The sequence below is a fragment of the Trinickia symbiotica genome (assembly GCF_002934455.1).
Classification (GTDB): domain Bacteria; phylum Pseudomonadota; class Gammaproteobacteria; order Burkholderiales; family Burkholderiaceae; genus Trinickia; species Trinickia symbiotica.
This window is the reverse complement of the sequence record NZ_PTIR01000013.1, coordinates 13,713-34,353: the sequence shown is the minus strand read 5'-3', so window position 1 is coordinate 34,353 and position 20,641 is coordinate 13,713. Positions and strand designations below refer to the sequence as shown.

Below are 20,641 nucleotides of genomic sequence, written 5' to 3'. Positions count from 1 at the left end.
TAAACTACGCGCCACACAGCGCGGTTGCGCCTGGTTGCGGCCCGGTATCGGCCGCGGGGCGAGGCACGAGTTGCAAGCGTCGGCGGACGCACTGGCAAGCGTGCACTCGCGCGTTCCCCATATCCCCTAGGAGAGGTTGTGAAAAGTTCGATTCAACGGAACATCGGCCCATTCGCGCTGATGCTGACCGGCTTGGGCTCGATCATCGGGTCCGGGTGGCTCTTCGGTGCCTGGAAGGCGGCCAAGATTGCCGGTCCCGCGGCGATCTGCGCCTGGATCATCGGCGCCGTCGTCATTCTCGCGATCGCGCTCACCTATGCCGAGCTCGGCGCCATGTTTCCCGAGTCGGGCGGCATGGTCCGCTACGCGCGTTACTCGCATGGCGCGCTGGTCGGATTCATCAGCGCGTGGGCGAACTGGATCGCCATCGTTTCGGTGATTCCGATCGAGGCCGAGGCGTCGATTCAGTACATGAGCACCTGGCCCTACGAATGGGCGCACGCGTTGTTCGTTCATGGAGAGCTGTCGACGACGGGGCTCTTGCTGTCGGCGCTGCTCGTCATCGTCTATTTCCTGCTCAACTACTGGGGTGTGAAGGTTTTCGCGCGCGCGAACACGACGATCACCGTCTTCAAGTTCATCATTCCGGGCCTCACGATCCTCGGGTTGCTCGCCTCCGGCTTTCATTCGGACAATCTCGAGGCTGCCGGCGGCTTCGCTCCCTATGGGTGGTCCGCCGTCTTCACCGCCGTCGCGACGAGCGGCATCGTCTTCGCCTTCAACGGCTTCCAGAGCCCGGTGAACCTCGCGGGCGAAGCGCGCAATCCGTCGAAGAGCGTGCCGTTCGCCGTGCTCGGCTCGATTTTGCTCGCGCTCGTCATTTACGTGCTGCTGCAGATCGCCTATATCGGCGCCGTGAATCCGGCCGATGTCGCGAAGGGCTGGAGCCACTTCAACTTCGCCTCGCCGTTCGCCGAGCTCGCGCTGGCGCTGAACCTCAACTGGCTCGCGTTCCTGCTTTACGTCGACGCCTTCGTGAGCCCGAGCGGCACGGGCACGACCTACATGGCGACGACGACGCGGATGATCTACGCGATGGAGCGCAACAACACGATGCCGAAGTTCTTCGGCAGCGTGCATCCGCTTTACGGCGTTCCGCGCAACGCGATGTGGTTCAATTTGCTCGTCTCGTTCGTCTTCCTCTTCTTCTTCCGCGGGTGGAGCTCGCTCGCCGCCGTGATTTCGGTGGCGACCGTCATTTCGTATCTCACGGGGCCGATCAGCCTCATGGCGCTGCGGCGTTTCGCGACGGATCTCGCGCGGCCGCTGCATTTGCCGCTCATGGGCGTCATCGCGCCATTCGCGTTCGTTTGCGCGTCGCTCGTGCTCTATTGGGCGAAGTGGCCGCTCACGGGCGAAATCATCCTTCTCATGATCGTCGCGCTGCCCGTCTATTTCTACTATCAGGGCAAGTCGGGCTGGGGCGGCTGGGGCCGCGATCTGAAGGCGGCGTGGTGGCTCGTCTGCTATCTGCCCGTCATGGCCTTCCTCTCGCTCATCGGCAGCAAGCAGTTCGGCGGTGCCGGGTGGCTGCCGTACGGATGGGACATGCTGACGGTGGCCGTCGTCTCGCTCGTCTTCTACTTCTGGGGCGTTCGGTCCGGCTATCGCACGCGCTACCTCGACGAACGCGAACCGGAAGACGACATCCTCGAGGGTGTCGGCGTTTGAGATTGGCGTTTCCTACAAGCTGTTCCGCAGGGGACGCTCTCTGAGCATGTCCGGGGCATCGCTCGAGAACCGCTTCTCCAGGCAACTGCCCGTGACGCGCCCGGCCAGGCTCGGCCGGGCTCGGCCGAACTCAGTTGCCGGCGCTCTCGAACACGTAGTTCGTCATCGCAAGCGCGCGCTGATAGGTGCCGAGCGACTGGATTTGCAGTCGATAGTCGTCAGGGGCCGCGCCGAGCGCCGCGAAGACGGGCAGAAGGTGCTCGTCGCGCGGATGCATGAGCGCCGCATGCGGCGCGAGGCGGCGGTAGTCGAGCAACGCGTCGACGTCATGTGAGCCTAGCCGCGCCTCGAACCAGTCGGTGAACTCGGCGACGCGCGGGTCGGCGTCCTCCGGGCGCGCGCCAAAATCGGCGGCGCGCAGGTTGTGCGTGATCTGCCCCGAACCCACGATCATCACACCATCGTCGGCGAGCGGCCGCAGCGCGCGGCCGACGCGATAGTGGTGCGCCGGGTCGCGATGCGGCTGAATCGAAAGCTGCGCGACGGGCACGCCGGCGTCGGGAAACATCAACAATAGCGGCACCCATGCGCCATGATCGAGACCGTGCTCTTCCGTCGTCGCGGCGATATCGTCCTGAGCGAGCAGCGTAATCGCCTGGCGGGCGAGGTCCGGCGCGCCCAGTGCGGGATAGCGGATCTCGTAGAGCGCGCGCGGAAAGCCGTAGAAATCGTGGATCGTCTCCGGCTTCACCGCCGTGCTTGCAACCGGGTCCGGCGTCTCCCAGTGCGCCGACAGCATTAGAATCGCCCCCGGGCGCGGTAGCCCGGCCGCCAGCGTGCCGAAAGCGCCGGAGGGAAGCGACGGATCGATCGGCAGCGTCGGTGCGCCGTGGGACAGAAAAATCGAAGGTAGGCGAGACATGGCAACAGGCGTCGCGCTGAGGCGAACCAAAAAGTGATCGGATTGAATCGACTATAAGCGCTCACGGCTGCGCCAGAAAGCCGTGATCGTGAAACGCATCGTGTCGTGCGCGTTAAGAATCGCGCTTCACGAGCCTGTGTCGCGCGGGCCGCCCAGGCCTTTCCACGAAGTGGCTAGCGCGGGGCCGATCGAGAACATGTCCAGCACGCGCGAGATCGTTTCGTCGACCATCTCGCCGATCGAGGTGGGCCGATTGTAGAAGGCGGGAAGCGGAGGGAAGACGATCGCGCCCATCTCGGTCACGGCCGTCATGTTGCGCAGATGCGCGAGGTTGAGCGGCGTTTCGCGCACGAGCAGCACGAGCCGGCGGCGCTCTTTCAGCGTGACGTCCGCGGCGCGCGCGATCAGGTTGTCGGAGAGCCCATGCGCGATGCTCGCGAGCGTTTTCATCGAACATGGCGCGACGACCATGCCTGCGGTCGAAAACGACCCCGACGCGATGCTGGCGCCGACGTCACGGACCGAGTGGACGACGTCGGCCAGCGGATGAACGTCGTCTTTCGTCAGCTCGAGCTCATGCCGGATGTTGAGCCAGCCCGCGCTCGAGATCAGCAGATGCGTCTCGATGCCGCCGAGGCGCCTCAGCGTCGCGAGCAGGCGCACGCCGTAGATGGCGCCCGTGGCGCCCGTGATCGCGACAATAAGCCGGCGCGGCGGCGCGCTCAGCGCTGCTTGCATTGCGTGCGGTGCCGCGGGAAACGGGCCAGCCTGCCGGGCCGCAGAATCAGGCCGACGCGAACAGCTGCTGCAGCTCGCCGTTCTGATACATCTCCATCATGATGTCCGAGCCGCCGACGAACTCGCCCTTCACATAGAGCTGAGGGATGGTCGGCCAGTTCGAGAACGCTTTGATGCCCTGGCGGATCTCGTCGTCTTCGAGCACGTTGACCGTCTTGAACTCGTTGACGCCGCATGCGTTGAGGATCTGCACGGCGCGGCCCGAGAAGCCGCACATCGGGAACTGGGCGGTGCCCTTCATGAACAGTACGACAGCGTTTTCGTCGACGATGTGCTTGATGCGTTGTTGCGTATCCATGACTGACCTTGATTCCGTGACGGACACGGAGCGTGGTAGATAGACGCAAATGATAGCGGATTTCGTGAGTGCCGGCCGGCCGACGCGGGTGGCAGCGCAGCGTGCGTGGGTCGGAAGCGGCGAGCGGGCCGTGCGGTACGCGCCTTGCGTCCGGCCCAAGCTCCAGCCCTAGGCTGTTGCCATTTCACCGTCGACGGCGCCCGGCGCAATGCCGCCGCTTGCGCGCTCGATGCCGGCGAGATCGCCGAGCGAGCGGACGTCGGCGAATCCCTGCGCCGCGATCAGCGCGCGCACTGCCGCCGCTTGATCGTAGCCGTGCTCGAGCCACAGTTGCCCGCCCGGCGCCATGAAGGCGCCGGCGCCGACAACGATCGCGCGAATCGCCGAGAGCCCGTCCGCTTCGTCCGTGAGTGCGCCGCGCGGCTCGAAGCGTAGGTCGCCGACGCCGAGATGTGGATCGCCCGAAGCGATATAAGGCGGATTGCTGACGATCACGTCGAACGAGAGGGCGGGATCGAGCGCCGCGTACCAATCGCTTTGCAACAGCTCGATCGCGCCGCCGGGCCGACGCTCGCCGACGAGCCGCACGGCGTTGCGCGTCGCGACGGCGAGCGCCTCAGGCGATCGGTCGAGCGCCCAGACGCGCGCGTCCGGCCGCGCCGACGCGATGGCGATCGCGATGGCGCCGCTGCCCGTGCCGAGATCGAGCACGCGCGGACGCGTGAGCGGCGCGATCGCGGCGAGCGCTGTCTCGACGAGCAGCTCCGTCTCGGGACGAGGAATCAGCACGTGCGGCGTGACTTCGAATTCGAGTCCGTAGAACTCGCGCGCACCGACGATCTGCGCAATTGGCTCGCCGGCCGCACGCCGCGCTTCCAGGCTGCGGTAGACGGCCACTTGCGCTTCATCGAGTGGCTCGTCGCCGCGCGTGATCAGCTCAGTGCGGCGCCAGCCGAGCGCATGCGCGAGCAGGATGCGGGCTTCGAGGGCCGCGAGCGGCGACGCGCGCAGCAGATCGGTAGCCGTCCGAGATGGCGGTGGTGAGGCGGGCATGGGTTGCGGATCCCGTGAAGGCGCAGCCGGCGGCGCGTCGGTGCGGGGGTCAGTCGGCTTCGCCGAGCGAGGCGAGCTGCTCGGCCTGATGTTCGCTGACGAGCGCCGCGATGAGCTCGTCGAGCTCGCCGTCCATGATCGTTTCCAGCTTGTAGAGCGTCAGATTGATCCGGTGATCCGTGAGTCGTCCCTGCGGAAAGTTGTAGGTGCGAATCCGCTCCGAGCGGTCGCCCGAGCCGATCAGACTCTTGCGTGTGGCGGCCTCCTTCGCATGTTGCTCGTGATACTGCTTGTCCTTGATGCGCGCGGCGAGCACCTTCAGCGCGCGGTCCTTGTTCTTGTGTTGCGAGCGATCGTCCTGACACTCGACGACGATGCCGGTCGGCAGGTGCGTGATGCGAACCGCCGAATCCGTTTTGTTGATGTGCTGCCCCCCCGCGCCCGAGGCGCGGAAGGTATCGATGCGCAACTCGGCCGGATTGATCTCGACCTCGCCGATCTCGTCCGCTTCGGGCATCACGGCGACGGTGCAGGCCGACGTGTGGATGCGGCCCTGTGTTTCGGTCGCCGGCACGCGCTGCACGCGATGGCCGCCCGATTCAAACTTGAGCTTCGAGTAGGCGCCCTGGCCCGCGACGCGGACGATGACTTCCTTGTAGCCGCCGAGATCGGACAGGCTCTGCGAGATCATTTCGACTTGCCAGCGCTGCCGCTCCGCATAGCGCAGATACATGCGCAACAAGTCGCCGGCGAAGAGCGCCGACTCGTCGCCTCCCGTGCCCGCGCGAATTTCGAGGAAGATGTTGCGTTCGTCGTTCGGGTCCTTCGGCAGCAGCATGGCCCGCAGCTCGTGCTCGAGCTGCCCCATCCGGTCGCGTGCCGAACGCGCCTCTTCTTCGGCGAACTCTCGCATCGACGCGTCAGCCGACAGCTCTTGCGCCGTCGCGGCGTCGCTGCGCGCCTGGCGCCAGTGCGCGTAATGCTCGACGACGGGGCTGATCTCGGCGTGCTCGCGCGAGAGCTTGCGATACTGATCGAGATTCGCGGTGACATCACCGCGGCTCAGCAGATCGTTGAGTTCGGCCAGCCTTGTCGTGAGCTGGTCGAGCTTTTGTTGCATGCTCGTTTTCATGAGTCGGAGCTCGGCTCCAGGGGCAAGAAAATTCGAAAAAAGGGCGGCGGGTTGGCGAGCCGCTGCTTGCGGCGGCGGGTCGAGGCCGGCGCTAATGATCCGACGACGGTTTGTCGTGCCGGTAGACGCCGCCGAGCAGCTCGATGAGCGTCGAGCGCTCGCTGCTGCTGGCGCGGTTGAGCGCATGCGTCGGGCCGTGAATCAGCTTGTTGGTCAGCGATTGCGACATCGCTTCGAGCACGGCGGCGGGATCGTCGCCGCGCGCGAGCATTTTCAGCGCGCGCTCGACTTCGGCCCGACGCAGTGCGTCCGCCTGCGTATGCATGTGGCGAATCACCGGCACGACGCTGCGCGCGTCGAGCCATTGCATGAAACTCTGCACGCGCGTCTCGATGATAGTCTCGGCCTGCGCGACAGCGGCCTGCCGCGACGCATGACCTTCGCGCACGACCGCGCCCAAGTCGTCGACGGTGTAGAGAAACACGTCTTGAAGCTTCGCGACTTCGGGCTCGATGTCGCGCGGCACCGCCAGATCGACCATGAAGATTGGCCGGTGCCGGCGAGCCTTGACGGCGCGCTCGACCGCACCGAGACCGATGATCGGCAGCGTCGACGCCGTGCACGAGACGATGATATCGAACTCGTGCATGCGCGCGGGCAGCTCCGAGAGCGGCATCGCATGACCGCGAAAGCGCTCCGCGAGCTTGGCGCCGCGCTCGGCCGTCCGGTTCGCGACGACGAGCTCGCGCGGCTCCTGCGCCGCGAAATGCGTCGCGCAAAGCTCGATCATCTCGCCCGCGCCGATGAATAGGACGCGCTGGTTCGAGACCTTGTCGAAGATTCGCTGCGCTAGCCGTACGGCGGCCGCCGCCATCGAGACCGATTGCGCGCCGACGGCCGTCGTGCCGCGTACTTCTTTAGCGACGGAGAAAGTGCGCTGAAAGAGCTGATTGAGATAAGTGCCGAGCGCGCCCGCTTCCGACGCCGTGCGCACGGCCGTCTTCATTTGTCCGAGGATCTGCGTTTCGCCGAGGACCATCGAATCGAGGCCCGACGCGACGCGAAATGCATGCCGCACCGCCTCCGATTGTGGAAGCGTATAGACGTGCGGCGCCAGCTCGCCCGCATCCATCCCGTGGTAGCTCGAAAGCCAGTCGATCGCGGCCTCGCGCGTCGACAGATCATCCGCCGCGCAGTAGAGCTCCGTGCGGTTGCAGGTGGAGAGGATCGCCGCCTCGGGCTCGGCACTCGAGCCGCCCGCGACCCAAAGCGACTTGAACGCGGCAAGCGCCGGTTTGATCTGCTCGAGCGGAAACGCCACGCGCTCGCGCAACGCGACGGGCGCCGTGTGGTGATTGATTCCGATCGTGAGCAGTTGCATACGCGGGGAATATAGCCGCTCAGGTAGACAGGCGGCAGCTCGATTTCAGGCGGTTATTATAGCGGTTCCATGCTTTCGGCTCTTTGAGCGCGGCAGGCGGCCGCGGGCCGCCGACCGTACCGGACGCCCGCGCCGCTTGGGGAGCGGCCGATTGTCGCGGCGCAGCAATCCTGCTTGCGACATCGCCACGGCGCCGGAAGCCAATCCTTCTCAGATCGACAGAGTCGACTATCTATGCCATTGCGCCGTTCGTTCCGTCTTCCAGACATCACTCCGACAACGATCGCGGCGGGCCGGCACTGATGGGCTGGCCGGGGATCGTCGTGCTCGGCGCCGTCATCGGCCTCGCGGGCTGGCGCTTGCATCCGCTTCATCGCGCCACGCGCATGCGCTGGTTCGTCGCCTTGCCGATCGGTGTCGTTGCGGCAGGCGCCGCCAAGATGGCGGGCAGCGTATCGGGCCTCTTTTACGATGGTGGCGTGCTCGAATGGCCGCTCTGTACCGCTGTCGCGCTTTCCGCCGTCGCCGTGGCAGCGGCTTTGGCCTCTCGTCGTTGAAATCCCGGGAAAAATCATGAACGTCCGACTCTCCGAAACTCCCGCGCCGGCGAACTCCGGCGGCCCCGAAACTTCCCACGAGGCCGTGTCGGCCCGCCTTGCGCGCCTGCGCGAGGCGATGGCGCGCGAAGGGCTCGCCGCCTACATCGTGCCGTCGTCCGATCCGCACTTGTCCGAATATCCGCCCGAGCGGTGGGAAGGACGGCGATGGCTGTCGGGTTTCACGGGATCGGCCGGCACGCTCGTCGTAACGGCCGATTTCGCGGGCCTGTGGGCCGACAGTCGTTATTGGTCGCAGGCGGAAGTTCAGCTCGCCGGCAGCGGCATTGCCCTGATGAAGATCCTGGGAGTACAACAGGCCCAGCATGTCGAATGGCTCACCGCACATCTGACGGCCGGCGCTTGTGTCGGCGTCGACGGCGCCGTGCTCGCGCTCGCCGCTGCGCGTACGCTCAGCGACGCCCTGGACGCACGCGGCATGTCGCTGCGCACGGATCTCGATCTGCTCGATTCGGTCTGGAGCGGCCGGCCCGCCCTGCCAAGGGATGCCGTCTTCGAGCATGCGATGCCTTACGCCAGCGTGACGCGCGCGGAGAAACTCGAGGCGATCCGCCGAACGATGCGTGAGCAGGGCGCCCAATGGCATTTCGTCTCGACGCTCGACGATCTCGCGTGGCTCGCGAACCTGCGCGGCGCGGACGTCAATTTCAATCCCGTTTTCGTCGGGCATGCGCTGATCGGGCTCGACTCGGCGACACTTTTCATTGCCGCCGGCAAAGTGCCGAATGACGTGGCGAACGCGCTCCTGCGCGACGGTTTCCGGATCGAAGACTATGAGCGAGCGCCCGCGGCGCTCGCGGCGCTGCCGGAAGGGTCGACGCTGCTCGTCGATCCGCGCCGCATCACATATGGCGCGAGGCAGGCAGTGCCCTCCACCGTGAAGGTCGTCGAGGCCGTCAATCCGTCGACGTTCGCAAAATCGCGCAAAACGTCCGGCGAGGCGGAGCACGTGCGCGCGACGATGGAGCAGGACGGCGCGGCGCTTGCCGAATTTTTCGCGTGGTTCGAAGGGGCGCTTGGCCGCGACACGGTCACGGAGCTCATGATCGATGAAAGGCTCACCGCGGCGCGGGCGCGCCGGCCAGGCTTCGTCTGCCGCAGTTTCGCGACGATCGCCGGGTTCAATGCGAACGGTGCGATGCCGCATTACCGCGCGATGGAGGCCTCGCATGCCACCGTCACCGGCGACGGATTGCTGCTCATCGACTCGGGCGGGCAGTATGTCGGCGGCACGACCGATATCACGCGCGTGGTGCCTATCGGTCAAGTCTCACCGGAGCAAAAGCGCGACTTCACGCTCGTGCTGAAAGGGATGATCGCGCTTTCACGCGCCCGCTTTCCGCGAGGGATCCGTTCGCCCATGCTCGACGCGATCGCGCGCGCCCCGATCTGGGAAGCGGGCGCGGACTATGGACACGGCACGGGTCACGGCGTCGGCTACTTTCTCAACGTGCACGAGGGTCCGCAAGTGATTTCGCACTATGCGCAGGCGGAGCCGTGGACGGCGATGGAAGCGGGGATGATCACATCCGTCGAACCGGGCCTCTATCGGCCCGGCCGATGGGGCGTGCGGATCGAGAACCTCGTGCTCGCCCGCGAGGCCGGCGAGACCGAGTTCGGCGCTTTCCTCGACTTCGAGACACTGACGCTTTGCCCGATCGATACGCGCTGCATCGTGCTCGAGCTGATGCGCGTCGACGAGCGCGCCTGGCTCAACGCTTATCATGAGACCGTGCGCGCTCGCGTTTCGGCGCATGTATCGGGTGACGCGAAGGCCTGGCTCGAGGCACGCACGCAAGCGATTTGAGCGAGAATGCGGCGGCGGACGCATGTGCGTCGCCGCCGACGGCACGGTCAGAACCAAAGCTCACGATTGGAGTTCACATGGCTGTCAAAGCGGTCGTTTTCGATTTCGGCGGAGTCCTGATCGACTGGAACCCCGAGTATGTGTATCGCAAGCTGATTCTCGACGAAACCGAGCGGCGGCGTTTTCTCAGCGAAGTCTGCTCGATGGAGTGGGTCGTTCGGCAGGATGGCGGGCAATCGATCGAGATCGGCACGGCTGAGCTCGTTGCCCGTTTTCCCGAGCATGAGACGCTGATCCGCGCGTTTTACGAGCGCTGGCAAGAGATGATCGGCGGCGTCATTGCGGAAGGCGCCGCGCTCGTCGACAAGCTGGAGACAGCCGGCGTCCCGCTGTTCGGCCTGACGAACTGGTCGGCCGAGACTTTTCCGTGGGCGTGGGAGCGCTTCCCGGTATTGCGGCGCTTTCGCGATATCGTCGTTTCGGGGCGCGTCCAGCTCGTCAAGCCCGACCCGGCCATCTACGCCGAAATGTTCTCGCGCATCGAGCGGCATTTGCCGCGTATCGCGCCGCACGAGCTCGTTTTCATCGACGACAACATCAAGAACGCGCACGCCGCCGCCGCGCTGGGGTGGCACGGCGTGCATCACACGAGCGCGGCGGCCACGGAGGCGCGCTTGCGCGAGCTGGGGCTCGTCGTCAGCGAGTGATCGGCTTGTAGCGAATGCGCTTCGGCTTCGCGGCTTCTTCGCCGAGGCGCTTGCGCTTGTCCGCCTCGTACTCCTGATAGTTGCCGTCGAAGAACACCACCTGCGAATCGCCTTCGAACGCCAGGATGTGCGTGGCGATCCGATCGAGGAACCAACGATCGTGCGAGATCACCATGACGGAGCCGGCGAATTCGAGCAACGCGTCTTCGAGCGCGCGAAGCGTTTCGACGTCGAGGTCGTTCGAAGGCTCGTCGAGCAGCAGGACGTTGCCGCCCGCGATCAGCGTCTTCGCCAGATGCAGCCGCCCGCGCTCGCCGCCTGAGAGATTGCCGACGTTCTTCTGCTGATCGGCACCCTTGAAGTTGAAACGGCCGATGTAGGCGCGCGAGGGCGTCTCGTACTTGCCGACCGTCAGCACATCCGCGCCGCCCGAGATCTCCTCGAAGACCGTCTTCGCGCCGTCGAGCGCGTCACGGCTTTGGTCGACATACGCCAGCTTCACGGTCGGCCCCATGACGATCTCGCCCGAATCGGGCGTTTCGCGGCCCGTCAGCATGCGAAAGAGCGTCGATTTGCCCGCGCCGTTCGGCCCGATGATGCCGACGATCGCGCCTGCCGGCACCTTGAAGCTCAAGTTGTCGATGAGCAGCCGGTCGCCGTACGCCTTGCTGACGTTCTGGAATTCGATCACCTCGTTGCCGAGCCGGTCGCCGACGGGGATGAAGATTTCCTGCGTCTCGTTGCGCTTCTGATATTCCTGGCTGTTCAGTTCCTCGAAGCGGGCAATACGCGCTTTCGACTTCGCCTGGCGGCCCTTCGGATTCTGCCGCACCCACTCGAGCTCCTTCTTGATCGTCTTTTGCCGCGCCGATTCGGTGGCCTCTTCCTGCTTCAGTCGCGTTTCTTTCTGATCGAGCCAGCTGCTGTAGTTGCCCTTCCACGGGATGCCCTGGCCGCGGTCGAGCTCGAGAATCCACTCGGCCGCGTTGTCGAGGAAGTATCGGTCGTGCGTCACGGCGACGACGGTGCCGGGAAAGCGCGTGAGAAACTGCTCGAGCCACTCGACCGATTCAGCGTCGAGGTGGTTCGTCGGCTCGTCGAGCAGCAGCATGTCGGGCTTTTCGAGCAGCAGCTTGCAAAGCGCGACGCGGCGCTTTTCGCCGCCCGACAGATTGGCGACCTTTGCATCCCACGGCGGCAAGCGCAGCGCGTCGGCGGCCACTTCGAGCTGCTGCTCGGGGCTGCCGCCGTCGCTCGCGGCGAGGATCGCTTCGTACTTCGCCTGCTCGGCGGCGAGCGCGTCGAAGTCGGCATCGGGTTCGGCGTAAGCCGCGTAGATCTCATCGAGTTTCTTTTGCGCGCTGAAGACGTCGCCCAAGCCTTCCTCGACGGCTTCGCGCACGGTTTTCTCGGGATCGAGTTGTGGCTCTTGCGGCAGATAGCCGATCTTGAGATTCGGCATCGGCGTGGCTTCGCCTTCGATGTCGCGGTCGACGCCGGCCATGATGCGAATCAGCGTCGACTTGCCCGAGCCGTTCAGGCCGAGCACGCCGATCTTCGCGCCGGGGAAGAACGAAAGCGAGATGTCTTTGAGGATCTGGCGCTTGGGCGGCACGATTTTGCCGACCCGGTTCATGGTGAAGACGTATTGGGCCATATCTGTGAACTGGATCAGACGTTGAAGAGGAAATTCATGACGTCGCCGTCATGGACGACGTACTCTTTGCCTTCGGCGCGCATTTTTCCCGCTTCCTTCGCGCCTTGCTCACCTTTGTAGGCGATGAAGTCAGCGAACGAGATCGTCTGCGCGCGAATGAAGCCGCGCTCGAAGTCAGTGTGGATCACGCCCGCTGCTTGCGGCGCCGTATCGCCGATATGAATCGTCCACGCCCGCACTTCCTTCACGCCCGCCGTGAAGTAGGTCTGCAGGCCGAGCAGCTTGAAGCCCGCGCGGATCACGCGGTTGAGGCCGGGTTCGTCCATGCCCATATCCGCGAGGAAGGCGGTCTTGTCCTCATCGTCGAGATCGGCGATTTCGGCTTCAATCGCCGCGCAGACGGCGACGACGGGCGATTTTTCACCGTCGGCGTATTTGCGCACAGCGTCCAGATGCGGATTGTTCTCGAACCCGTCTTCCTTCACGTTGGCGACGTACATCGTCGGCTTCGCCGTGATCAGGCAAAGCGGCTTCACGAGCGCCGCTTCCTCGTCGGTGAAATCGAGCGCGCGAACCGGCTTGGCGGCGTCGAGTTGAACGCGCACTTTTTCGAGCACGGCGACGAGCTTGGCCGCTTCCTTGTCGTTGCCGGACTTCGCGGCCTTCGTGTAGCGTGCGAGCGATTTTTCGACGGTCGCGAGGTCGGCGAGCGCAAGCTCGGTGTTGATGACTTCGATATCGGAGAGCGGATCGACCTTGCCCGCGACGTGAATGACGTTCTCGTCCTCGAAGCAACGCACGACGTGCGTGATCGCATCGGTTTCGCGAATGTTGGCGAGGAACTGGTTGCCGAGGCCTTCGCCCTTGCTCGCGCCCGCGACGAGTCCGGCGATGTCGACGAATTCGACGACGGCGGGCACGACGCGCTCGGGCTTCACGATCTCCGCCAGCGCGTCGAGCCGCGCATCAGGAACTTCGACCACGCCGACGTTCGGCTCGATCGTGCAGAACGGATAGTTCTCGGCGGAAATGCCCGCCTTCGTCAGGGCATTGAAGAGAGTGGACTTGCCGACGTTGGGCAAGCCGACGATGCCGCATTTGAGGCTCATTGTGAGAGGGTCCTTCGACGATCCAAAATTTTGCGTGGTGCGCTCGACACCGGCGGGAGCGCGCGCTGCGCGATGGGCGGCTCGACCGGAAACCGTGGCCGCAGCGAATCGAAGCGCGAATCCGGGCGCCGGCTCGACGCGCGTTCGACCGTTTCGTGCATATTGTCGCGGAAAGCGCAATTGTAACGCTTTCCGCCCGGTCTCCCGCGTGGGCTCCGCGCTCCCCGGCGATCCCAAGTGGCGGCTGCTGCGAGAAGTCGCGGGCGTGGGCAGCCGAACGTCCGTGGCAGGCGCGGCCGTTATAATTCCGAACCATGACCGCCCACCATCAGTCGTTCCACATCGCCGTCGTCGGCGGCGGACTCGTCGGTAAAAGCGCCGCGCTCGCGCTTGCGCAAGCCGGCCTGCGCGTTGCGCTGATTGCGCAGCCTGCCGCGCCGCGTCCGGCCGACGCTCGGTTCGACGCCCGCATCTACGCGCTTTCGGCGAGTTCGCAGGCGCTCTTCGAGCGCTTGCGGATCTGGCAGGCGCTCGACCACGATCGCCTCGAACCGGTCTATGACATGCGCGTCTATGGCGACGCGCTGGCCGAGCTGCATTTCTCGGCCTTCCAGGCCGCCGTTCCGCAGCTTGCCTGGATCGTCGAGTCGTCGCTGATCGAGCACGCGCTCGACGCGGCGCTGCGCTTCCAGCCCAATGCGGCATGGTTCGATACGCGCGCCCAGGGGCTCGACGTGAGAGCGGATGCGGCGACACTCGCCTTGGCGAGCGGCCAGGTGCTCGAAGCGGATCTGATCGTCGGCGCGGACGGCGCGCATTCGTGGGTTCGCGCACAGATGGGTGTGAACGTCATGCGCCGCGACTACCGGCAAACCGGTGTCGTCGCGAACTTCAAAGCCGAAAAACCGCATGGCGAGACGGCCTATCAATGGTTCAGAGACGGCGAGGTCATTGCCTTGCTGCCGCTGCCCGAAGGTCATGTATCGCTCGTCTGGTCGGCGCGGACCGAGCACGCGCGCGAGCTGATCGCGCTCGATCATGCCAAGCTCGAGGCCGAGGTCGAAGCGGCCACGCGCTCGCGGCTCGGCGCGCTCGAATGCGTCGGCGCCGCGCATGGCTTTCCGCTGGCGCTGCAGCGCATCGATCGGCTCATCGCTCCGCGCATCGCGCTCGTCGGCGATGCCGCGCATCTGATTCATCCCCTCGCGGGCCAGGGGATGAATCTTGGCCTGAGAGACGTTGCTTCGCTCGTCGACGTGTTGACGGCAAAAGAGGCGTTCCGCGACCTCGGCGACGTCGTGCTGTTGCGCCGCTACGAGCGTTCGCGCCGCGAGGATATCGGCGCGCTGACGCTCGCGACCGACGGCCTGGAGCGGCTTTTTGCCGTTCCCGGTATGCTGGCGCGAACGGTTCGCAATGCGGGAATGGCGCTGGTCGGCGCGCAGCCCCTCGTCAAGCGCTGGCTCGTCTCGGCCGCGCTCGGCTGACATCCCGGAGGCCGTGGCCGAGGGGCCCGCCACCGATTTCGTTTCAACGTGACGCGCGCAAAGCCGTGCGGCACACCATCAGGAAAGGACTCGACATCATGCCCATCAATTCGCGTCACGCCGCCTTGGCCGCGGCCTTTGCGGCCGCACTGGTGGTCGGCGCGTCGGCGCATGCCGACCAGACCACCGACAAGCTGAAGGCGACGCTGCAAGCGCGCCTGCCCAACGTCGAGATCAAGAGCATCGACAAAGCGCCGGTCGCGGGGCTTTACGAGGTCAATCTCGGCTCGCAGATTCTCTATAGCGATGCCGCGGGCAATTATGTGATCGCCGGCGAGCTCGTGGACACCAAAACGCATACGAACCTCACCGAGGCGCGCCTGGCCGAGCTGAACAAAGTCGATTTCGCGAGCCTGCCGCTCGGCGACGCGATCAAGGTGGTGAAGGGCAACGGCAGCCGCAAGATGGCTGTCTTCTCCGACCCGAACTGCCCCTACTGCAAGCAGCTCGAGTCGTCGCTGAAGTCGATCGACAACGTGACCGTCTACACGTTCCTTTTCCCCGTGCTCTCCGACGATTCGACGGCGAAAGCCAAATCGATCTGGTGCTCGGCCGACCGCGCGAAGACGTGGGAGGCATGGATGATCGAGCGGCAGACGCCGAGCGGCAAGGCGATCTGCGATACGAGCGTGCTCGACAAGAATCTCGCGCTTGGCCACTCGATGAACGTAACGGGCACGCCGACGATCATTCTGACCGACGGCCGGCGACTGCCGGGCGCCGTTTCGGCTGACACGCTCGACAAGGCCCTCACGCAGGCGAGCGCGGCCGCTCGCTGAGCGCATCACCGAGTCGATCGACAACAATAATGCCGCCGATGAAGCCAATTCGTTACGCCATCGTTCCCAAGCATCCCGCCGCTCACCTCTTCGAAGTCACGCTGACCCTCGCCGATCCAGACCCGGCGGGCCAGCGCTTTACTTTGCCCACGTGGATACCGGGCAGCTACATGGTGCGCGAGTTCGCGCGCAACATCGTCGCGCTGCAAGCGTTCAACGAGGCGGGCCGAAAAGTCCGCATCGTGAAGACCGACAAGCAGACGTGGCAGGCCGCGCCGGTGAAGAGCGGGGCGCTGACGTTGCGCTACGACGTCTACGCCTGGGACCTGTCGGTGCGCGCGGCGCATCTCGACGATACGATCGGCTTTTTCAACGGCACGAGCGTGTTCCTTGCGCCGATCGATCGTGAGGACGCGCCTTGCATCGTCGACATCCGCAAGCCTGAAGGCTCTGGCGCGCGTGACTGGCGCGTTGCGACGGCGCTTCCCGAAGCCCGTGGCACGAAACGCTATGGGTTCGGCGAGTACCGGGCGCGGAACTACGACGAGCTCATCGATCACCCGGTGACGCTCGGCCAATTCGGCCTCGCCACGTTCAAGGCTCATGGCGTGCCGCACGACGTCGTCATCGCGGGGCGCACGGTGTCCGTCGACATGGAGCGGCTCGTCGCGGACCTGAAGCGCATCTGCGAGACGCAAATCGAGCTCTTCGAGCCGAAATCGAAAAAGGCCCCCATCGAGCGCTATGTCTTCATGACGCTAGCCGTCAGCGACGGCTATGGAGGCCTCGAACACCGCGCATCGACTGCGCTCATCTGTAATCGGACCGATCTGCCCGTACTCGGGCGCCCCGAGATGTCGGACGGCTATCGCACCTATCTCGGCCTGTGCAGTCACGAGTACTTTCACACCTGGAACGTTAAGCGCATCAAGCCGGCCGCGTTCGTGCCGTACGATCTTTCGCGCGAGAACTACACGTCGCTGCTTTGGCTTTTCGAGGGCTTCACGTCGTACTACGACGACTTGATGCTCGTGCGCAGCAAGGCGATCGGCGAGGCCGACTACTTTGGGCTCGTCGGCAAGACGATCGGCGGCGTGCTGCGCGGCAGCGGACGCCTCAAGCAAAGCGTGGCCGAGAGTTCGTTCGACGCCTGGATCAAGTACTACCGCCAGGACGAAAACGCGCCGAATGCCATCGTCAGCTATTACCAGAAGGGCTCGCTCGTCGCGCTTGCGTTCGATCTCGCGATCCGCGCCCGCACGAATCACCGCAAGTCGCTCGACGATGTGATGCGGCTGCTCTGGCAGCGCTACGGCCGCGAGTTCTACAGCGGCCAGCCCGTCGGCGTCGGCGAGGACGATGTCAAAGCGCTGATCGAGGAGGCGACCGGCGTCGACCTCGGGCCGCTGTTCGACGACGCGGTCAGCGGCACGCGCGACCTTCCGCTCGCTGAGCTCCTCGCCGCCTTCGGCGTGACGCTTGCGCCCGATCCGGGCAATGGCGGCGGCAAGGCCGGCAACGGCGCGACGAGCAAGCCATCGCTCGGTGTGCGCGTGCGCGGGGGCGCCGAATGCACGATCGCCGCGGTCCACGACGGCAGCGCGGCGCAAAAGGCGGGGCTCTCGGCCGGCGACGTGCTGGTGGCGCTCGACGGCCTGCGCGTCACCGGCTCCAATCTCGATGCGCTGCTTTCGCGTTATCGGCCAGACCAGGCGGTCGAGGTCCACGCGTTCCGGCGCGACGAGTTGCGCGTTGCGCGCGTGAAGCTCGACGGTCCCGAAGTCACGCGCTACAAGCTCGCGGTCGACGAGCGCGCGCGAGCGCCCCAGCGCAACGCGCTCAAGCGCTGGCTGCACGGGTGATCGTTCCACTGATGCAACGATCCGTCGCTGCCGACCTACTTTTTGAGACAGGCTGAAGCAAACAGAATGGCTCCACTCGCGCAACCGATGCGCACCCCATCTGGAGCCCAACATGACCACCATCCTTCAACTGAACTCGGCAGCTCGCTCGCAAGGCGCGAATTCGACGCTGCTCGCCAACGAACTGACCGCCAAGCTGCAAAGTGCGAACCCCGGCGCGAAAGTCGTCGTGCGCGATCTGCTCGCCGATCCGCTGCCGCACCTCGACGACGCCGTCCTCGGCGCGTTCTTCACGCCGGCCGAGCAGCGTACGCCCGAGCAAGCGGCCATCCACGCCCGCAGCCAGGCGCTGATCGATGAATTGCAGGCGGCCGACATCGTCGTCATCGGCGCGCCGATGTACAACTTTGGCGTTTCGACTCAGCTGAAGGCCTATTTCGACTGGATCTCGCGGGCCGGGATCACGTTCCGCTATACCGCTAACGGTCCTGAAGGGCTCGTAAAAGGCAAGAAGGTGTTCGTCGTTACGGCGCGCGGCGGCAAGTATCACGGCACGCCGAGCGACACGCACACGCCTTTCCTCAAAATATTCCTCGGTTTCATCGGCATCACGGACGTGAGCTTCATCCATGCGGAGGGTCTCAATATGGGGCCGGATGCTGCCAGCGCTGCGTTGGCGGGTGCGCGAGAAGCGATCGCGGCTGCGGCGTAAGCCGTCTTCGGCGAAGGGAAGCATCCGGGAGCCGCGATATACCGGCCGGCTCTGACCACATCGGTCAACGGATGTAGCCACCGTCGCCCTAACGCGGGGCGCTCGTCACATGACGAGCGCCCCGGCTTCTTTGGGCAGTCGCCAATCGATCGGCCTGCGGCCGCGTGAGACGAGATACTCGTTCGCGAGTGCGAAGTGGCGGCAGCCCAGAAACCCGCGATGCGCCGAGAGCGGCGAGGGGTGCGGCGCCTCGAGCACGCAATGGGGCCGATCGTCGATCAGCACGCGCTTGGCCTGCGCATGCGATCCCCAAAGCATGAACACGAGCCCTTCATGCCGATGCGCGAGCTCGCGAATCAGCGTATCGGTGCACTTTTCCCATCCTTGGCGTGCGTGGCTCGCCGCCTTGCCGCGTTCGACGGTCAGCACCGTATTCAGCAACAGCACCCCCTGTTTCGCCCACGCGTCGAGGCAGCCGTGGCTCGGCATCTCGAAGCCGAAATCGGCCGCGATCTGCTTGAAGATGTTGCGCAGGGAAGGGGGCGGGCGCACCGGCGCCGGCACGGAGAAGGCGAGACCGTGGGCCTGCGGATGACCCTTGTCTTCGCCGTGATACGGGTCTTGTCCGACGATCACGACTTCGACATCGTCGGGCCGCGTCAGTCGCAGTGCGCGAAAGACGTCGGCCGGATAAATGGTCTTGCCGGCCGCGCGCTCGGCATCGACGAACCGGCAGAGCGGCGCATAGGCATCGCTTTCGACGAACGGGCGCAGGTGCTCGCGCCATGCGGGCGGCAGCGCGTCGAACTGCGCTTCCAACGGCTCGGCAAGCGTCACGGGTATGGCGGCGTCGGGGTTCGACGAAGCAGTCGACGCGGATCGATCGGTTGCCTTGGCTGGCCGGGATGCGGCCGACCTTTCGGACGGATCGGCCGGCAGCATATCCGTATCGAAGAGGGTCGCTTGAGACGGCGACGATCCGGAGCGAGGTGAGCGGGGGCGTGCCATCGTCGATTGGTCTTCCCTACGCTTAGACGCCCGCGCGCAGCCGATAGCCGCGTTGGGCCTTGTTGACATCTTCGGGCGCGAGGCCCGGCACTTTTGACGACAGATCGGCCGCAAGCGCATGAAGCGCCGACTCGTCGCCGTGGAGCAACTCGAGCTCGATTTCACTGATCGGCGCGCGCCGCACTTCGCCGTTGACGTCCGCCGTCACTTCCCCTCGATCGATAGCCGCTTCGATCCGTGCGCCGCCCGCCACCGCCAGGCGCCACAGCCGGCGCGTGAAGCTCGTGCGAAAGAGCGGGATGAGCTCAGGCGCCGCGCGCCGCAGCACGGCAAGCGCTTGTGCATCGTCGCAGGCCGCGGCGAGCGAATCGACCTCGAGCGCCTCGCCGGCTACCGGCACTTCCCATTCGTGGCGGCTGTGGAGCCCGCCCTCGGCGCGGCCCGCGGCCTTGAGCGTCTGCAGCCAGCCGTCCGGGGTCCGGCGCAATCGCAGTGCGATCTTGGCTTGCGTGAGCGCGAGCGCGGGCGTATCGAAGTAGACGTTGTCGAGCGGCACGTCACGTCCCGCTTTGCCCGCGCGCTCCATGAAGTACCGAATGGCGGCATCGGCCTGCTCGGCCGGCAACGCCAGTTTGATCTCACGTTCGATGCCCATTGAATGCGTCCGTGACTTCCTGAATGGCTCGTATCGAAGCTCAGAAGAATCGAAGCTCAGAAGAACATGCGATCGAGTTCCGCGCCCGGGTCCTCCGCGCGCATGAACGCCTCGCCAACGAGGAATGTATGGACCGAGTGCTCGCGCATCCGTTCCACGTCGGCGCGCGACAGAATGCCCGATTCGGTGACGACGATGCGATCGGCCGGCACTTTGTCTAGCATGCCGAGCGTCGTGTCGATCGTCGTCTCGAATGTGCGCAGATTGCGATTGTTGATGCCGATGAGCGGCGTTTTGAGCGTCAGCGCTTCGTCGAGCTCGCGCTCGTCATGAACTTCGACGAGCACGGCGAGGCCGAACGAGTGCGCGAACGCTTCGAGGTCGCGCATTTGCGGTGTGGTGAGGGCGGCCGCGATGAGCAGAATCGCATCGGCGCCCATCGCGCGCGCTTCGACGACCTGATAGGGATCGACGATGAAGTCCTTGCGCAACACGGGCAAACCGCAGGCGGCGCGGGCCGCTTCGAGGTAAGCGGCACTGCCCTGGAAGAAGCGCACGTCCGTCAGCACGGAAAGGCAGGCGGCACCGCCGCGCTCATAGGAGCGCGCGATATCGGCAGGCACGAAATTCTCGCGCAGCACGCCTTTCGAAGGGCTCGCCTTCTTGACTTCGGCGATGACGGCAGGCTGACCCGCCGCATGCTTCGCGCGCAACGCGCCGACGAAGTCACGCAGATTGCGTGTCGACGCTTCCAGCCGAAGCTCTTCGAGCGGCGCACTTTGCTGTGCCGTGCGCACTTCCTCGCGCTTGACCGCGATGATGCGTTCGAGAATGTCGCTCATGGGTGTGCCCTCGTTTCCTCGCTG

The 20,641-nt window shown here is 65.4% G+C and carries 19 protein-coding genes; 8 read left to right on the top strand and 11 right to left on the bottom strand.

The features are described from left to right. Positions 1-138: 138 nt before the first annotated feature. A complete protein-coding gene (locus B0G57_RS18560; protein WP_018440348.1) occupies positions 139-1,731 on the top strand; it encodes an APC family permease in 1,593 nt (530 codons plus the stop codon). Positions 1,732-1,861: 130 nt separating this feature from the next. Here B0G57_RS18560 and B0G57_RS18555 read toward each other — a convergent pair whose 3' ends face one another. From B0G57_RS18555 to hemA, 6 genes are all read right to left on the bottom strand, one after another. Then, on the bottom strand, positions 1,862-2,653 hold the full coding sequence (locus tag B0G57_RS18555) for a DODA-type extradiol aromatic ring-opening family dioxygenase (RefSeq protein ID WP_018440347.1): 792 nt from the start codon (positions 2,651-2,653) through the stop codon (positions 1,862-1,864). 126 nt (positions 2,654-2,779) lie between these two features. Beyond that, positions 2,780-3,391, bottom strand: a complete 612-nt coding sequence (locus tag B0G57_RS18550; RefSeq protein WP_018440346.1) for a UbiX family flavin prenyltransferase — start codon at positions 3,389-3,391, stop codon at positions 2,780-2,782. A 46-nt stretch (positions 3,392-3,437) separates the two neighbouring features. Continuing rightward, positions 3,438-3,749, bottom strand: a complete 312-nt coding sequence (gene grxD, locus B0G57_RS18545) for a Grx4 family monothiol glutaredoxin (protein WP_018440345.1) — start codon at positions 3,747-3,749, stop codon at positions 3,438-3,440. A 168-nt stretch (positions 3,750-3,917) separates the two neighbouring features. After that, positions 3,918-4,802: a peptide chain release factor N(5)-glutamine methyltransferase gene (prmC, locus tag B0G57_RS18540; RefSeq protein WP_018440344.1), complete on the bottom strand. Its 885-nt coding sequence runs from the start codon at positions 4,800-4,802 to the stop codon at positions 3,918-3,920. Between the two features lie 49 nt (positions 4,803-4,851). Further along, positions 4,852-5,934, bottom strand: coding sequence for a peptide chain release factor 1 (gene prfA, locus B0G57_RS18535; RefSeq protein WP_018440343.1), 1,083 nt, complete (start codon positions 5,932-5,934; stop codon positions 4,852-4,854). 91 nt (positions 5,935-6,025) lie between these two features. After that, positions 6,026-7,315: a glutamyl-tRNA reductase gene (gene hemA, locus B0G57_RS18530; protein ID WP_018440342.1), complete on the bottom strand. Its 1,290-nt coding sequence runs from the start codon at positions 7,313-7,315 to the stop codon at positions 6,026-6,028. A gap of 302 nt (positions 7,316-7,617) precedes the next feature. Between hemA and B0G57_RS18525 the strand changes: the two genes are divergently transcribed. The 3 genes from B0G57_RS18525 to B0G57_RS18515 all read left to right on the top strand — a co-directional run bounded on the left by B0G57_RS18525 (position 7,618) and on the right by B0G57_RS18515 (position 10,446). Next, positions 7,618-7,872 (top strand): hypothetical protein, encoded by a 255-nt coding sequence (locus B0G57_RS18525; protein ID WP_018440341.1) that lies wholly within the window; start codon positions 7,618-7,620, stop codon positions 7,870-7,872. 16 nt (positions 7,873-7,888) lie between these two features. Next, the gene (locus tag B0G57_RS18520; RefSeq protein WP_018440340.1) at positions 7,889-9,739 is read left to right on the top strand and encodes an aminopeptidase P family protein; all 1,851 of its coding nucleotides are present in this window, start codon (positions 7,889-7,891) and stop codon (positions 9,737-9,739) included. Between the two features lie 77 nt (positions 9,740-9,816). Then, complete coding sequence (locus B0G57_RS18515; protein WP_018440339.1) at positions 9,817-10,446, top strand: HAD family hydrolase; 630 nt, start codon at positions 9,817-9,819, stop codon at positions 10,444-10,446. Here the strand turns inward: B0G57_RS18515 and ettA are convergent. Further along, positions 10,436-12,103: an energy-dependent translational throttle protein EttA gene (gene ettA / locus B0G57_RS18510; protein WP_018440338.1), complete on the bottom strand. Its 1,668-nt coding sequence runs from the start codon at positions 12,101-12,103 to the stop codon at positions 10,436-10,438. The genes B0G57_RS18515 and ettA overlap by 11 nt on opposite strands. A 14-nt stretch (positions 12,104-12,117) precedes the next feature. Beyond that, the gene (gene ychF, locus B0G57_RS18505) at positions 12,118-13,212 is read right to left on the bottom strand and encodes a redox-regulated ATPase YchF (protein WP_018440337.1); all 1,095 of its coding nucleotides are present in this window, start codon (positions 13,210-13,212) and stop codon (positions 12,118-12,120) included. Between the two features lie 314 nt (positions 13,213-13,526). Between ychF and B0G57_RS18500 the strand changes: the two genes are divergently transcribed. The 4 genes from B0G57_RS18500 to B0G57_RS18485 all read left to right on the top strand — a co-directional run bounded on the left by B0G57_RS18500 (position 13,527) and on the right by B0G57_RS18485 (position 18,112). Then, positions 13,527-14,699: a UbiH/UbiF family hydroxylase gene (locus B0G57_RS18500; RefSeq protein WP_018440335.1), complete on the top strand. Its 1,173-nt coding sequence runs from the start codon at positions 13,527-13,529 to the stop codon at positions 14,697-14,699. A gap of 98 nt (positions 14,700-14,797) precedes the next feature. After that, entirely contained in the window at positions 14,798-15,538 is a 741-nt protein-coding gene (locus B0G57_RS18495) for a DsbC family protein (RefSeq protein ID WP_018440334.1), read from the top strand. 38 nt (positions 15,539-15,576) lie between these two features. Further along, on the top strand, positions 15,577-17,400 hold the full coding sequence (locus B0G57_RS18490) for a M61 family metallopeptidase (protein ID WP_026229606.1): 1,824 nt from the start codon (positions 15,577-15,579) through the stop codon (positions 17,398-17,400). Positions 17,401-17,512: 112 nt separating this feature from the next. Beyond that, positions 17,513-18,112: an FMN-dependent NADH-azoreductase gene (locus B0G57_RS18485; protein WP_018440332.1), complete on the top strand. Its 600-nt coding sequence runs from the start codon at positions 17,513-17,515 to the stop codon at positions 18,110-18,112. A gap of 105 nt (positions 18,113-18,217) precedes the next feature. Here B0G57_RS18485 and B0G57_RS18480 read toward each other — a convergent pair whose 3' ends face one another. The 3 genes from B0G57_RS18480 to trpC all read right to left on the bottom strand — a co-directional run bounded on the left by B0G57_RS18480 (position 18,218) and on the right by trpC (position 20,617). After that, positions 18,218-19,054 (bottom strand): uracil-DNA glycosylase, encoded by an 837-nt coding sequence (locus B0G57_RS18480; protein ID WP_018440331.1) that lies wholly within the window; start codon positions 19,052-19,054, stop codon positions 18,218-18,220. Positions 19,055-19,142: 88 nt separating this feature from the next. Beyond that, positions 19,143-19,775 (bottom strand): CYTH domain-containing protein, encoded by a 633-nt coding sequence (locus tag B0G57_RS18475; RefSeq protein ID WP_018440330.1) that lies wholly within the window; start codon positions 19,773-19,775, stop codon positions 19,143-19,145. Positions 19,776-19,831: 56 nt separating this feature from the next. Then, positions 19,832-20,617 carry an indole-3-glycerol phosphate synthase TrpC gene (gene trpC, locus B0G57_RS18470; protein WP_018440329.1) on the bottom strand — a complete coding sequence of 262 codons (786 nt, stop codon included), beginning with the start codon at positions 20,615-20,617 and terminating at the stop codon, positions 19,832-19,834. Between the last annotated feature and the right edge of the window lie 24 nt (positions 20,618-20,641).

Excerpts from the sequence above, each read along its gene's own strand:
- hemA (WP_018440342.1), bottom strand. The coding sequence starts at position 7,315 with ATGCAACTGCTCACGATCGGAATCAATCACCACACGGCGCCCGTCGCG.
- prfA (WP_018440343.1), bottom strand. The coding sequence starts at position 5,934 with ATGAAAACGAGCATGCAACAAAAGCTCGACCAGCTCACGACAAGGCTG.
- B0G57_RS18500 (WP_018440335.1), top strand. The coding sequence starts at position 13,527 with ATGACCGCCCACCATCAGTCGTTCCACATCGCCGTCGTCGGCGGCGGA.
- B0G57_RS18480 (WP_018440331.1), bottom strand. The coding sequence starts at position 19,054 with ATGCTGCCGGCCGATCCGTCCGAAAGGTCGGCCGCATCCCGGCCAGCC.
- B0G57_RS18490 (WP_026229606.1), top strand. The coding sequence starts at position 15,577 with ATGAAGCCAATTCGTTACGCCATCGTTCCCAAGCATCCCGCCGCTCAC.
- ychF (WP_018440337.1), bottom strand. The coding sequence starts at position 13,212 with ATGAGCCTCAAATGCGGCATCGTCGGCTTGCCCAACGTCGGCAAGTCC.
- B0G57_RS18475 (WP_018440330.1), bottom strand. The coding sequence starts at position 19,775 with ATGGGCATCGAACGTGAGATCAAACTGGCGTTGCCGGCCGAGCAGGCC.
- B0G57_RS18485 (WP_018440332.1), top strand. The coding sequence starts at position 17,513 with ATGACCACCATCCTTCAACTGAACTCGGCAGCTCGCTCGCAAGGCGCG.
- B0G57_RS18520 (WP_018440340.1), top strand. The coding sequence starts at position 7,889 with ATGAACGTCCGACTCTCCGAAACTCCCGCGCCGGCGAACTCCGGCGGC.
- B0G57_RS18555 (WP_018440347.1), bottom strand. The coding sequence starts at position 2,653 with ATGTCTCGCCTACCTTCGATTTTTCTGTCCCACGGCGCACCGACGCTG.
- grxD (WP_018440345.1), bottom strand. The coding sequence starts at position 3,749 with ATGGATACGCAACAACGCATCAAGCACATCGTCGACGAAAACGCTGTC.
- trpC (WP_018440329.1), bottom strand. The coding sequence starts at position 20,617 with ATGAGCGACATTCTCGAACGCATCATCGCGGTCAAGCGCGAGGAAGTG.
- B0G57_RS18550 (WP_018440346.1), bottom strand. The coding sequence starts at position 3,391 with ATGCAAGCAGCGCTGAGCGCGCCGCCGCGCCGGCTTATTGTCGCGATC.
- B0G57_RS18495 (WP_018440334.1), top strand. The coding sequence starts at position 14,798 with ATGCCCATCAATTCGCGTCACGCCGCCTTGGCCGCGGCCTTTGCGGCC.
- B0G57_RS18515 (WP_018440339.1), top strand. The coding sequence starts at position 9,817 with ATGGCTGTCAAAGCGGTCGTTTTCGATTTCGGCGGAGTCCTGATCGAC.
- prmC (WP_018440344.1), bottom strand. The coding sequence starts at position 4,802 with ATGCCCGCCTCACCACCGCCATCTCGGACGGCTACCGATCTGCTGCGC.
- ettA (WP_018440338.1), bottom strand. The coding sequence starts at position 12,103 with ATGGCCCAATACGTCTTCACCATGAACCGGGTCGGCAAAATCGTGCCG.
- B0G57_RS18525 (WP_018440341.1), top strand. The coding sequence starts at position 7,618 with ATGGGCTGGCCGGGGATCGTCGTGCTCGGCGCCGTCATCGGCCTCGCG.